Source organism: Cupriavidus sp. YAF13 (assembly GCF_052113425.1).
Taxonomy (GTDB): domain Bacteria; phylum Pseudomonadota; class Gammaproteobacteria; order Burkholderiales; family Burkholderiaceae; genus Cupriavidus.
In genome coordinates, this window is record NZ_JBFRDD010000001.1 from 269,724 (window position 1) to 282,382 (window position 12,659).

The window sequence follows — 12,659 nt, forward strand, 5'->3', positions numbered from 1 at the left end:
GTGGCGAAAGCGCCGCTTAGTGGTGCTTGTCCTCGCCGATCATGGCGAGCGAATTGAAGTTGCGCACGTTGTAGCGGTGCTGGCGCATCACCAGCAGCATGGTGGCACACACGAAGATGCCGAAGGCCACGATGACAATGCCGATCGGCACATTGAGCTTGATCAGCAGCGCGTACAGGCACAGCATCAGCAGCACCGAGACGTTCTCGTTGAAGTTCTGCACGGCGATCGAATGGCCGGCCGACAGCAGGACGTGCCCGCGGTGTTGCAGCAGCGCGTTCATCGGCACCACGAAGTAGCCGGACATGCCTCCCACCAGCATCAGGAAGACGTAGGCGATTGCCATGTACAGCGGCATGTGCATGCCGAGCACATCCAGCGAAATCTCGGGCAGGCTGTTCTTGGTGTAGAAGGCCATCAGCATCACCACCACACCCATCGCCACGCCAAACGGCAGCACCGACAGCGACTTGCGCAAGGGGATGCGCATGGCCGCCATGATCGCGCCGACCGCCACGCCCACCGCCACCACCGCTTGCAGCAGGGCGCCTTGCGACAGGTTCAGGCCGAGCGATTTTTCCGCCCATTTCAGCACGATGAACTGCAAGGTGGCGCCGGCGCCCCAGAACAGCGTGGTCACGGCCAGCGAGATCTGACCGAGCTTGTCGCGCCACAGGGCGGTAAAGCAATCAGCGAACTCGGCGATCAGCTTGATCGGGTTCTTTTCCTGCTGAGGGTAGCGGGCGCCCGTCTCGGGGATGAACAGGTTGAACACGGCTGCGATCACGTAGAACAGCATGATCACCACCATGGCGGCCTCGGCCGGGGTGTTGATGCCGGTGTTGACGTAGGGAACGTCGATACCGAGCAGAAGTTGCGAAATGTGCACCGAGATCAGCGCTCCGCCCACCACCGTGCCCAGGATGATCGAGCACACCGTCAGGCCTTCAATCCAGCCATTGGCGGCGACCAGTTTCTCGGGCGGCAGCAGTTCGGTGAGGATGCCGTACTTGGCGGGCGAGTATGCCGCTGCGCCGAACCCGACGATGCCGTAGGCCAGCAGCGGGTGCAACCCGAACATCATGATGGCGCACCCCGCAATCTTGATGGTGTTGGTGATGAACATCACCTTGCCCTTGGGCATCGAGTCGGCGAAGGCGCCCACGAAGGCAGCCAGCACGACGTAGGACAGCACGAAGAACAATTTGAGCAGCGGCGTCATCCACTGTGGGGAGTGCAGCTCGGTCAGAAGGGCGATAGCGGCGATGAGGAGCGCATTGTCGGCCAGCGAGGAGAAGAACTGCGCGGCCATGATGGTATAAAAACCCTTCTTCATACTTTGGACTCTGTCTCCATCGCTATCTCCGTACATGTCAGGCAGCAGCGCGCCGCTGGGCGCTGTGATTGCCTGTAGGGAACCTGGGCCCGTGTCGTTGTCAAAGTGATGCCTGGGCCAGTCTTGGGATTGCTGCGCAGCTTGCCTGACCGTGTTCGACATATTGCATCACTTTTAAAACATGGCCGGAACGTCCGGCTTTATAACACGAAAATAAGGCGATTCCGAGCTTCCACGGGCCGCCGGTTGGACAGCGCAAGCGCGCAGCGATTCCCTAAATGTTTGCCCTAATGTGTTCAAATAACGTCCGTGCGACGCGCTGCGCGTACCGGGTCTTCCCGGATATGGTGCATCCAGGCGGCGGGAGTGGTCCGGCCAGACAGCCAGGACCCCCGCCGATCCGCCGCGCCGCAAGCCACTAGAAGCAGTAGAAAGCACTAGAAAGTACTAGAAGCGATCCCATGCCAAGACCCATTCACGCCGTCATTCATCAACCGGCCCTGGCCAACAACCTGGACGTAGTGCGTCGTTGCGCACCCCAGTCGCGCGTCTGGGCCGTGATCAAGGCCAACGCCTACGGCCACGGCATCCGCCGGGCATTCGCCGGCCTGCGCGCCGCCGACGGCTTCGGCCTGCTCGACCTGAACGAAGCCGTGCTGCTGCGCGATCTGGGCTGGCAAGGCCCGATCCTGCTGCTAGAGGGTTTCTTCCAGCCGCAGGACGTGCCCTTGCTGGAGCAGTACCGCCTCACCACCGTGGTGCATTGCGAGGAGCAACTGCGCATGCTGGAAGTGGCGCGTCCCAAGGGGCCGCTGGGCATCCAGCTCAAGCTCAACACCGGCATGAACCGGCTGGGCTTCCGCCCGGAGCAGTACCGCACGGCCTGGGAGCGTGCGCGAACCCTGCCATGTGTGGGCAGCATTGTGCATATGACCCATTTCTCGGACGCCGACAGCGCGCGCGGCGTCGCGCATCAGCTGGAAGTCTTCGACGCCACCACCGCCAACCTGCCGGGCGAGGCCAGCTTGTCCAACTCGGCCGCCACGCTGTGGCATCCCCAGGCCCATCGCGCCTGGGTCCGTCCCGGCGTGGTGCTGTACGGTGCCTCGCCCACGGGCGTCGCGGCCGATGTAGCCAGCTTTGGACTGCAGCCGGCCATGTCGCTGCACAGCGAGCTGATTTCGGTGCAGGACCTGCAGCCGGGTGATACCGTCGGCTATGGCTCGCTGTTCACGGCCGAGCGGCCGATGCGCATCGGCGTGGTGGCCTGCGGCTATGCCGACGGCTATCCGCGCCACGCGGCAGGATGGGGCGACAAGCCGGCGCCGGTGCTGGTCGACGGCGTGCGCACCCGTCTGGTGGGGCGGGTCTCCATGGACATGATCTGTGTCGACCTGACGCCTTGCCCGAAGGCCAAGGTGGGCAGCGCCGTGACGCTGTGGGGCCAGGGCTTGCCGATCGACGACGTCGCCGTGGCCAGCGGCACCGTGGGCTACGAACTGATGTGCGCGCTGGCGCCCCGGGTGCCCGTCACCGTGGCGACCCTCACTGCGCCGGAGCAGCCTGCGCTGTGACCTGAGCGGCCATGCAGGGCGGGGCGTTCGTCCCGGCCCAGGGGATCGATCCCGCGCCCCCGCCATTGCCTTGCGCATCCTCTTCAGCATCCCTTTCAGCATCGTTTTCAGCCTCCCCTAGGACCTCAGTTGGCCAAGCCCAAGAACGTCTATACCTGCACCGAGTGCGGCGGCACCTCGCCGCGCTGGCAAGGCCAGTGCCCCCAGTGCCAGCAATGGAACACGCTGGTGGAGACCGTGGCGGAAACCCCGTCGACCAAGCGCTTCCAGCCGCTGGCGGCCTCGGCCATGGTGCAGCGCCTGTCCGAGATCGACGCCGCCGACGTGCCACGCTTTTCCAGCGGCATCGAGGAGTTCGACCGCGTGCTCGGCGGCGGCCTGGTGTCGGGCGGGGTGGTGCTGATTGGTGGCGATCCCGGCATCGGCAAGTCCACCTTGCTGCTGCAAGCTCTTGCCAACCTGTCCGCGCAGCGCCGCGTGCTGTACGTCAGCGGCGAGGAGTCCGGCGCGCAGATCGCACTGCGGGCGCAGCGCCTGGGCGTGGACAGCCCGCACCTGGCGCTGCTGGCCGAGATCCAGCTCGAGAAGATCCAGGCCACGCTGGAGGTGGAAAAGCCCGAGGTCGCGGTGATCGACTCGATCCAGACCTTGTTCTCGGATGCGCTGACCTCGGCGCCAGGCTCGGTCGCCCAGGTGCGCGAGTGCGCGGCCCAGCTGACGCGGATTGCCAAGAGCACCGGCACCACCATCATCCTGGTCGGCCACGTGACCAAGGACGGCAGCCTGGCCGGCCCGCGCGTGCTGGAGCACATCGTCGATACCGTGCTGTATTTCGAGGGCGACACGCATTCCTCGCACCGCCTGATCCGTGCCTTCAAGAACCGCTTTGGCGCGGTCAACGAGCTGGGCGTATTCGCCATGACCGAGCGCGGCCTGCGCGGGGTCAGCAACCCGTCCGCGCTGTTCCTTTCGCAGCATGAGCAGGTGGTGCCCGGCTCCTGCGTGCTGGTGACGCAGGAGGGCACGCGGCCGCTGCTGGTAGAGGTGCAGGCGCTGGTCGATACCGCGAACGTGCCGAACCCGCGGCGCCTGGCGGTGGGTCTGGAGCAGAACCGGCTGGCGATGTTGCTGGCGGTGCTGCACCGCCATGCCGGCATTGCGTGCTTCGACCAGGACGTCTTCCTCAACGCCGTGGGCGGGGTCAAGATCACCGAGCCGGCGGCCGACCTGGCGGTGCTGTTGGCCATTCACTCCTCCATGCGCAACAAGCCGCTGCCGCGCGGCCTGGTGGTGTTTGGCGAAATCGGCCTGGCCGGCGAGATCCGGCCCAGCCCGCGCGGCCAGGACCGCTTGCGCGAGGCGGCCAAGCTGGGCTTCTCGATAGCGGTGATCCCCAAGGCCAATGCGCCCAAGCAGAAGATCGAGGGCCTGGAAGTGATCGCGGTGGAGCGGCTGGAGCAGGCTATCGACCGGGTTCGGCATATGGAGTGAGGCGTTCAGCCCATTTCTGGTCCATGCCTGGCCCTTTTTTCTGCAACTTTGGGTATATTCCGAGGCACTTTTTTTAATCGGAGTTCATCCATGCGCACTTTCAACATCCGCCGTCACGCCGGCATGCTAGCCGCGATCGGCTGCGGCGCCACGCTGCTCTTGGTGTCGGGCGCCGCCGCCGCGGCCGATGCCAGCAAGGCGTTCTTTAACGCAGCGCTGTGCAAGCCGCCCTACACCACGAAATCCGCCACCGCGCTTTACGAGGCCGCCGAGAAGCTCGCCAAGCCGGATCTGTCCAGGCTGGGCGCGGCCATCTACAAGCTTGCGCAGCCCATCGGGCAGGACGGTTTCCAAAGCGATGAAGTGGTATTCGCCGGTACGTCGGCGGGTGTGCTGGTGCAAGGCCTGCAGGCCGAAGCGCTGGCCGCGCGCTACCAGCTCAAGCAGGAGCCTTCGACGTTGCTGGGCACCGCCACCAAGGGCTTTGCCCGCGCTCTGCCGCCCGCTCAACAGCCCTTGCCTGATCTCGGCACCGTTTCCGTTGTGGCGCGCGAAAGCGCTGCGCTGCCGGGCAAGACGCTGCTGGTCTGCGAGCTCGTCACCCACGCGGATGCGCGGGCGCTCAAAGCCTACGAACGCAGCCGGGCGGAGCAGGGCGCCGCTGCGCGCTGACCCTGGCCCAGGAGAACCGCCCCATGCCCGATCAACGCACTTCGGTAGCGGGCGCGGCTGGCCATGCGCCGGTCGTGCTGGAAACCGCGCGGCTGCGCCTGCGCCAGTGGCGTGAGGCGGATTTCGCACCCTTTGCCGCGCTCAATGCCGATCCTGTGGTGATGGCGTGTTTCCCCGCGCCGCTGGAGCGCGCGGCCAGCGACGCGATGGCGCTGCGCTGCCAGGCGCTGATCGCGCAGCGGGGCTGGGGCTTTTGGGCGGTGGAGCGCAAGGCCGATGGCGCTTTCATCGGCTTTGTCGGCCTGCACGAGCCTGCCGCCGCGTTGCCGTTTTCGCCCTGTGTGGAAATCGGCTGGCGCCTGGCGCAGGCGTACTGGGGGCAGGGCTATGCCTCGGAGGCGGCACAGGCTGCGCTGCGCTTCGGCTTCGAGCAGCTTGGGCTGGCGGAAATCGTCTCGTTCACTGCGCTGCCAAATGCCCGTTCGCGGGCCGTGATGGAGCGCCTGGGCATGGTGGCGGATGGCGCCTTCGAGCACCCGGCGGTCGCGCCGGACAGCCCGCTGCGCAAGCACTGGCTCTACCGCTTGCCGTTGGCGCGCTGGCATGCGTCAATCCGCCGCAAGCAGCGCCTTGCCCATCGCAACGGATTGGGCGGGCGCGATCCGCAAAATAGGTAATAATGTGCCTCGTATTGCGCGCCGGCGCATGTCGCCCGGCCCTTTTCTGCTAGTGAGCCATGCAAGCCAATTCCCGTAGTTTCTTTTTGCTGATCGCCGCGATTTCGTTTGGCCTGGTCGGCTATGCCCTCTACCTGCAGCATGTGGAGGGCTACCAGCCTTGCCCGCTCTGCGTGATGCAGCGCTTTGCCTTCGTCGGCATCGGCCTGTTCTCGCTGCTGGCCGCCATTGCGCAGAACACGCGCAGCCTGTGGCAGGGCCTGGGCATGTTGTCCGGCGTGGCCGGCATCGCGGTGGCGGGCTATCACGTGTCGCTGCTGCTCAACCCCAAGGCCAGCTGCGGCATCGACCCGCTGGAGAACTGGGTCAACCAGTTGCCCACGGCCAAGATCCTGCCGCAGGTGTTCTACTCGGATGGCATGTGCACCACGCCGCTGCCCCCGATCTTCGGCCTGTCGATCCCGGCCTGGTCGCTGATCTGGCTGTTCATCCTGTCCGCCACGCTGGCGGTCGGCATGATCCGGCGCGAGAAGAACTACCGCTGACCTGCCTGGCGCGCACTGGAGCGGCCGGCGCGCGCATCCCGGGGGCTGGCGCCCCCGGCACCCCTCGCACGATCAAACGATCAAACCATCAAACGATCAGCTCGATCTGCTCCTGCAGCTCCAGCCAGCGCTCTTCCAGCGTGTCCAGCTCGCCGCCGACTTCGCCCTGGCGCTTGAGCATCTCCATCAGCTTTGCCTTGTTGGCCTCCGCATAGCTGGCTTCGTCGGCCATGAACGTGTCGATCTCGCTCTTGGCCTGCTGCAACACGGCCATGCGCTTTTCCACCTTTTCCAGCTCCTTGGCCAGCGGCTTGCGCAATTGCGTCAGGCGCTGGCGCTCGTCGGCCTCGGCGCGGCGCTGGTCGCGGCGGTTGGCGATGGAGGTGGCTGGCGTTTCTCCGTCTTCCTGTGAGTGCGCCGCGGTGGCGGCGTTGCGCTTGGCCGCGGCTTGCTTGAGCAGCCAGTCCCGGTAATCGTCCAGGTCGCCGTCAAAGGGCTGTATGGTGCCGTCGGCCACCAGCAGGAACTGGTCGGTGGTGGCGCGCAGCAGGTGCCGGTCGTGGGAGACCACGATTAGCGTGCCTTCGAACTGCGCCAGCGCCATGGTGAGGGCCTCGCGGGTGTCGAGGTCCAGGTGGTTGGTCGGCTCATCCAGCAGCAGCAGGTTGGGCTTTTGCCAGACGATCAGCGACAGCGCCAGGCGCGCCTTCTCGCCGCCGGAGAAGGGCTCGATCGACGCGGTGGCCATTTCGCCGCGGAAGTTGAAGCTGCCGAGGAAGTCGCGCAGTTCCTGCTCGCGGGTGTCCGGCGCGAGCCGGGCCAAGTGCTGCAGTGGCGACTCGTGATCGCGCAGCGTTTCCAGCTGGTGCTGGGCAAAGTAGCCGATCTGCAGGCCCTTGCCCTGGCGCAGCGTGCCGGCCAGCGCTTCCTGCGAGGCGGCCAGCGTCTTGACCAGGGTTGACTTGCCCTGGCCGTTGGCGCCCAGCAGGCCGATGCGCTGGCCGGTCTGGATCGACAGCGTGAGGTTGCGCAGGATGGTCACGGGCGGTGCATCCGGCGCGGGAGCGGGATAGCCGCAGTCCACGCCTTCGAGCACCATCATCGGGTTAGGTGCCGAATCCGGCTCGCGGAACTCGAACGCAAAGCCCGCGGCGATATGCACCGGCGCCAGCCGCTCCATCTTCTCCAGTGCCTTGACCCGGCTCTGCGCCTGGCGTGCCTTGCTGGCCTTGGCCTTGAAGCGGGTGATGAAGGATTCGAGGTGGGCGATTTCCTTTTGCTGGCGCGAGTAGGCGGACTGCTGCAAGGCCATCTGCTGCAGGCGCAGCGTCTCGAACTGGCTGTAGTTGCCGCCGTAGCGGCGCAACTGCTGGTTCTCGATGTGCACGGTGACGTTGCAGATCGCATCGAGGAATTCGCGATCGTGGGAAATCATCACCAGCGTGCCCGGATAGCGTGCCAGCCAGTCTTCCAGCCAGACGATGGCGTCCAGGTCCAGGTGGTTGGTGGGCTCATCGAGCAGCAGCAGGTCGGACGGGCACATCAGCGCCTGCGCCAGGTTCAGCCGCATGCGCCAGCCGCCGGAGAACGAGGCCACCGGCTGCGATACCTGCGCCAGCGTAAAGCCCAGGCCCAGCAGCAGGGCCTCCGCGCGTGCCGGCGCGGTGTAGCCGTCGGCATCGGCAAAGGCGGCGTGGGCTTCGCCCTCGGCGCTGCCATCGCCGCTGGCCTGGGCCGCGGCGATGCGCGTTTCGATGTCGCGCAGCCGGGTATCGCCGTCGATCGTGTACTCCACCGCACTGCGCATTACCGCGGGGGTTTCCTGCGCCACGTGGGCAGTACGCCACTGCGGCGGGATGGCCACGTCGCCGCCGTCCGCCTGCAATTCTCCGCGCAGCATGGCGAACAGGGTCGACTTGCCGCTGCCGTTGGCACCGACAAGGCCGACGCGCTCGCCGGGGTTCAGCGTCACGCTGGTGTGGTCGAACAGCACCTTGGTGCCGCGCTGGAGGACTAGCTGGTCGATTCGGATCACGGGAAGGGAAAGGCTGAAGAGGGCTGCGGGTCTGGGGCGGTTGCCCTTGTAGCTCGAAATCTAACCGGCCCCGGCATGGCACGAGGCAACCCGGCATTGTAGCCGCTTCGTATGGCGGCGCCCCCGGAACGCTCGGCGCATGGCGTATGGCCGTCTTCGTTTTCGATTTACCTAGGTGAAAACCCTTGGGCTGGTAAAACTCTATTTTCATGGCATGGGGTTTGCGTGTAAATTTATTTACATAGATCCGCGCCGGATGAAAACGCTGTTTCCCGCCGCGCGCATCCCCGACCAACCCAATGCACGCGCCATGACCAACGGTAACGGTACCCACGGCTCTGCCGGAAAAAACGGCAGCAACGGTGGCAACGGCGGCGCTTCGATCGCGGAGCGCATCGCCCGCGCCTTGCCCACGCTCACGCCAGCGCACCAGCGCATGGCGGAGTACGTGCTGGGCAACCCGTTCCGCGCCGCCACCATGCGCATCGACGAATTCGCCGATGCCGTGGCGGTGTCGGTGGCCACCGCAAACCGCTTCGCGCGTGCGCTGGGCTTCGAAGGCTTCCCGCAGTTCCGCGCCGAACTGGTGCGCGGTTTCGAGGCAACGCTTGCACCAGTTGAGAAATTGCGCACCGAACTGGCGCGTCCCGCCACGGTGGCCGAAGTGTTTGCCGCGTCGCTGGAGGAGGATGTGCGCAACCTCGAAGCCTCGCGGCGCGCGCTCGATGCCGAGACCTGCGAGCGCGCGGTCGAGGCCATCCTGGCGGCGGAGCGCATCTTCGTGGTGGGCTTCGGCGCCAGCGGCTTCCTGGCGGGGCTGCTGCAGCACGGGCTGGATATGTCCTGCCGCACCGTGATCTCGGTCTCGGGCGCGGGCGGTGCGTCTACCGCGGCGCGCCAGTTGTTCAAGCTGCAGCCGCGCGACCTGCTGATCGTGATCGGCTTCCCGCGCTATGTGTATGACACCGTGGCCATCGCCAAGCGTGCCCGCTCGCATGGCGCCCACATCCTGGCGCTGACCGACGGGCCCACTTCGCCGCTGGCGCCGCTGGCCGATATCGCGCTGTACGCCCACACCGGGCGCCAGCTTTCCGCCAATTCGGATGCGGCCGTGCTGGCCTTTATCGAGGCGCTGTGCGGCGCGGTGGCGTATCGCGCCGCGCATGCGGTCAAGGCCGCCGCCGAGATGACCGACTTCCTGCTGCCGTGGCTGCACGGCGCGCCCGCCGGACAAGGGCGGGATGGGCGCGAGCCGCGTGACCAACGCGACCAACGCGAACAACGCGAACAACGCCACGACGAAGCGGCCGAAGGCCGCGCCAAGGCAGCTACGGCACGCCGCAAAAAGACTTCCCCGAACGCATCGTGAACCTCATGAACACCCCAGTCATTGCTATCCACGGCGGCGCCGGCACCATCACCCGTGCCGCCATGAGCCCCGCCAAGGAAGCCGAATACACCGCCGCGCTGAGCGCCGTGCTTGAAGCCGGCCAGCGCGTGCTGGCCGATGGCGGCAGCGCGCTCGATGCCGTCACCGAGGCCGTGCGCCTGCTGGAGGATTGCCCGTTGTTCAATGCCGGCCGCGGCTCGGTGCTGACCCACGCCGGCACCTATGAGCTGGATGCCGCGATCATGGACGGCGCCACGCTGGGCGCCGGCGCGGTGGCCTGCGTCAAGCACCTGCGCAACCCGGTGCTGGCCGCGCGCGCGGTGATGGAGAAGAGCCAGCACGTGCTGTTCGCCGGTGAGGGCGCCGAGGCCTTCGCGCAAGCGCAGGGCCTGGAACTGGTGACACCGGATTATTACTTCACGCAGGCGCGCACCGATCAGTGGGAACGCGCCCGCGCCGCCAGCGGCACGACCCTGCTGGACCACGACGCCGCCACGCTGGCCGCGGAACCCATTGACCCGGACACCAAGTTCGGCACCGTTGGCGCGGTGGCGTTCGATGCGCAGGGGCGCCTGGCCGCCGCGACTTCCACCGGCGGCGTGACCAACAAGCAGGTGGGGCGGGTGGGCGATACGCCCATCGTCGGCGCCGGCTGCTTTGCTGACGATGTGGCGGCGGTGTCCGCTACCGGCACTGGCGAAATGTTCATCCGCACCGTGGCAGCGTACGACGTGGCGGCGCAGATGCGTTATGCAGGCGTGCCGCTGGAAGACGCCGCGCGCCGCGTGGTGATGGAAAAGCTGCCTGCCATCGAAGGGCGCGGCGGCCTCATCGCCGTGGACCGCGCAGGCAACGTCACGCTGCCGTTCAATACCGAAGGCATGTACCGCGGTTTCGCCCGGGTGGGCGAGCCGGTCAATGTGTGGATCTACGGCTGAGCGTGCGCGAGCATGGCAGCGGCATCCGCATGGCAAGCAAAGCATCAAGCAACGCATCAAGCAAAGCATCAACCTAGGCACTAAAGGGGGCCCAGTGGCTGCATCCTCTTCCCAGTCGACCATCGTCCTGCCAGCGCAACGCGTGGTAGCCGTCAACGATCTCACCGTGCGTTTCTCCACCTCGGAGCGCACGGTGGAAGCCGTGCGCAACCTGTCTTTCCACGTCGATCGTGGCGAAACGCTAGCCGTGGTGGGCGAGTCGGGCTCGGGCAAGTCGGTGACCTCGCTTGCGCTGATGCGCCTGGTGGAACACGGCGGCGGCAAGATCGCCACCGGCAGCATGGCGCTGCGGCGGCGCAATGGCCAGGTGCTCGATCTCGCCACCGCCGATGGCGCGGCCATGCGCCGCGTGCGCGGCAGCGACGTGGCGATGATTTTCCAGGAGCCGATGACCTCGCTCAACCCGGTATTCCCGGTGGGCGAGCAGATTGCCGAATCGATCCGCCTGCACCAGGGCAAGAGCCGCGCCGAGGCGCGCGCCGAAGCCCTGCGCATGCTGGAGATCGTGCGCATTCCCGAGGCGCGTCGCGTGCTGGACCGCTTCCCGCACCAGCTCTCCGGCGGCATGCGCCAGCGCGTGATGATCGCCATGGCGCTGTCGTGCAAGCCGGCGCTGCTGATCGCCGACGAGCCCACCACGGCGCTCGACGTCACCATCCAGGCCGAGATCCTGCAACTGATCCGCAACCTGCAGTCCGAGATGGACATGGCCGTGGTCTTCATCACCCACGACATGGGCGTGGTGGCCGAGGTGGCCGACCGCGTGCTGGTGATGTACCGCGGCGAGAAGGTCGAGGAGGGCACTTCCGAGCAAGTCTTCGGCAAGCCCGCGCATCCCTACACCCGCGCGCTGCTGTCCGCGGTGCCCAAGCTGGGTGCCATGCGCGGCACCGACTGGCCGGCCAAGTTCCCGCTGGTGCAGCTGGACCAGGGCGAGCCGGTGGCGCCGGTGCCGCAGGATACGGTGGCGGTGGACGCCTCGCCGATCCTGCGCGTGCGCGACCTGGTGACCCGCTTCGACGTGCCGGGCGGCCTGCTGGGCCGTGTGGCGCGCCGCGTGCATGCGGTGGAGCGCGTGAGCTTTGACCTCTACCCCGGCGAGACCCTGGCACTGGTGGGCGAGTCCGGCTGCGGCAAGTCCACCACCGGCCGCTCGCTGCTGCGCCTGGTCGACAGCCAGAGCGGCACCATCGAGTTCAACGGGCAGGACATCAGCCAGATGCGCGGCGGTGCCTTGCAGACCCTGCGCCGCAATATCCAGTTCATCTTCCAGGACCCCTTCGCCTCGCTCGACCCGCGCGTGCCGGTGGGCTACTCCATCATGGAGCCGCTGCTGGTGCACAAGGTGGCCAGCGGCAGGCAGGCCGAGCAGCGCGTGGCCTGGCTGCTGGAAAAAGTGGGCCTGTCGGCCACCCACGCCTCGCGCTACCCGCACGAGTTCTCGGGCGGCCAGCGCCAGCGCATCTGCATTGCGCGTGCGCTCGCCTTGAACCCGAAGGTGGTGGTCGCTGACGAATCGGTCTCCGCGCTCGACGTTTCCATCCAGGCGCAGATCGTCAACCTGATGCTCGACCTGCAGCGCGAGATGGGCATTGCCTTCCTCTTTATCTCGCACGACATGGCCGTGGTGGAGCGTGTCAGCCACCGCGTGGCGGTGATGTACCTGGGCCAGATCGTCGAGATCGGCCCGCGCCGCGCCATCTTTGAAAACCCGCAGCACCCGTACACCAGGAAGCTGATGTCGGCGGTGCCGATCGCCGATCCGGCGCGCCGCCACCTCAAGCGCGAGCCGCTCTCGGACGAAATGCCCAGCCCGATCCGCGCGCTCGGCGACGAGCCGGTGGTGCAGCCGCTCGTCGCAGTCGGCGGCAACGCCGCTTCCCATCATTTTGTAGCCCGGCACGCCATCGGCGGCGCCTACTGAACTGACGAAACCAAGGA

Annotated in this window: 10 protein-coding genes; 8 read left to right on the plus strand and 2 right to left on the minus strand. The window is 66.8% G+C overall.

The window, feature by feature from the left end:
• Positions 1–16 precede the first annotated feature (16 nt).
• The gene (gene lplT, locus AB4061_RS01555; RefSeq protein ID WP_150983541.1) at positions 17–1,336 is read right to left on the minus strand and encodes a lysophospholipid transporter LplT; all 1,320 of its coding nucleotides are present in this window, start codon (positions 1,334–1,336) and stop codon (positions 17–19) included.
• Between the two features lie 461 nt (positions 1,337–1,797).
• On the opposite strand from lplT, the gene alr reads away from it, so the two are divergent.
• The 5 genes from alr (at position 1,798) to AB4061_RS01580 (ending at position 6,295) form a co-directional block, all read left to right on the plus strand.
• Positions 1,798–2,910, plus strand: coding sequence for an alanine racemase (alr, locus tag AB4061_RS01560; protein ID WP_441630280.1), 1,113 nt, complete (start codon positions 1,798–1,800; stop codon positions 2,908–2,910).
• Between the two features lie 129 nt (positions 2,911–3,039).
• Entirely contained in the window at positions 3,040–4,401 is a 1,362-nt protein-coding gene (gene radA, locus AB4061_RS01565; RefSeq protein ID WP_441630282.1) for a DNA repair protein RadA, read from the plus strand.
• A gap of 90 nt (positions 4,402–4,491) precedes the next feature.
• Positions 4,492–5,073, plus strand: a complete 582-nt coding sequence (locus tag AB4061_RS01570; RefSeq protein ID WP_441630284.1) for a hypothetical protein — start codon at positions 4,492–4,494, stop codon at positions 5,071–5,073.
• A 23-nt stretch (positions 5,074–5,096) separates the two neighbouring features.
• On the plus strand, positions 5,097–5,750 hold the full coding sequence (locus tag AB4061_RS01575; RefSeq protein ID WP_441630286.1) for a GNAT family N-acetyltransferase: 654 nt from the start codon (positions 5,097–5,099) through the stop codon (positions 5,748–5,750).
• 59 nt (positions 5,751–5,809) lie between these two features.
• A complete protein-coding gene (locus AB4061_RS01580) occupies positions 5,810–6,295 on the plus strand; it encodes a disulfide bond formation protein B (protein WP_006161979.1) in 486 nt (161 codons plus the stop codon).
• A gap of 88 nt (positions 6,296–6,383) precedes the next feature.
• On the opposite strand, the gene AB4061_RS01585 is transcribed toward AB4061_RS01580, so the two are convergent.
• The gene (locus AB4061_RS01585; RefSeq protein ID WP_441630289.1) at positions 6,384–8,330 is read right to left on the minus strand and encodes an ATP-binding cassette domain-containing protein; all 1,947 of its coding nucleotides are present in this window, start codon (positions 8,328–8,330) and stop codon (positions 6,384–6,386) included.
• A gap of 256 nt (positions 8,331–8,586) precedes the next feature.
• On the opposite strand from AB4061_RS01585, the gene AB4061_RS01590 reads away from it, so the two are divergent.
• The 3 genes from AB4061_RS01590 to AB4061_RS01600 all read left to right on the plus strand — a co-directional run bounded on the left by AB4061_RS01590 (position 8,587) and on the right by AB4061_RS01600 (position 12,642).
• Entirely contained in the window at positions 8,587–9,699 is a 1,113-nt protein-coding gene (locus AB4061_RS01590) for a MurR/RpiR family transcriptional regulator (RefSeq protein ID WP_441630291.1), read from the plus strand.
• 5 nt (positions 9,700–9,704) lie between these two features.
• Positions 9,705–10,658: an isoaspartyl peptidase/L-asparaginase family protein gene (locus tag AB4061_RS01595; protein ID WP_441630293.1), complete on the plus strand. Its 954-nt coding sequence runs from the start codon at positions 9,705–9,707 to the stop codon at positions 10,656–10,658.
• Positions 10,659–10,752: 94 nt separating this feature from the next.
• The gene (locus AB4061_RS01600) at positions 10,753–12,642 is read left to right on the plus strand and encodes a dipeptide ABC transporter ATP-binding protein (RefSeq protein WP_441630295.1); all 1,890 of its coding nucleotides are present in this window, start codon (positions 10,753–10,755) and stop codon (positions 12,640–12,642) included.
• The last annotated feature ends 17 nt before the right edge of the window (positions 12,643–12,659 follow it).

Bases quoted from the DNA above. Each gene is read 5' to 3' on its own strand.
- lplT (WP_150983541.1), bottom strand. From the start codon at position 1,336: ATGAAGAAGGGTTTTTATACCATCATGGCCGCGCAGTTCTTCTCCTCG.
- AB4061_RS01575 (WP_441630286.1), top strand. From the start codon at position 5,097: ATGCCCGATCAACGCACTTCGGTAGCGGGCGCGGCTGGCCATGCGCCG.
- alr (WP_441630280.1), top strand. From the start codon at position 1,798: ATGCCAAGACCCATTCACGCCGTCATTCATCAACCGGCCCTGGCCAAC.
- AB4061_RS01595 (WP_441630293.1), top strand. From the start codon at position 9,705: ATGAACACCCCAGTCATTGCTATCCACGGCGGCGCCGGCACCATCACC.
- AB4061_RS01590 (WP_441630291.1), top strand. From the start codon at position 8,587: ATGAAAACGCTGTTTCCCGCCGCGCGCATCCCCGACCAACCCAATGCA.
- AB4061_RS01570 (WP_441630284.1), top strand. From the start codon at position 4,492: ATGCGCACTTTCAACATCCGCCGTCACGCCGGCATGCTAGCCGCGATC.
- AB4061_RS01580 (WP_006161979.1), top strand. From the start codon at position 5,810: ATGCAAGCCAATTCCCGTAGTTTCTTTTTGCTGATCGCCGCGATTTCG.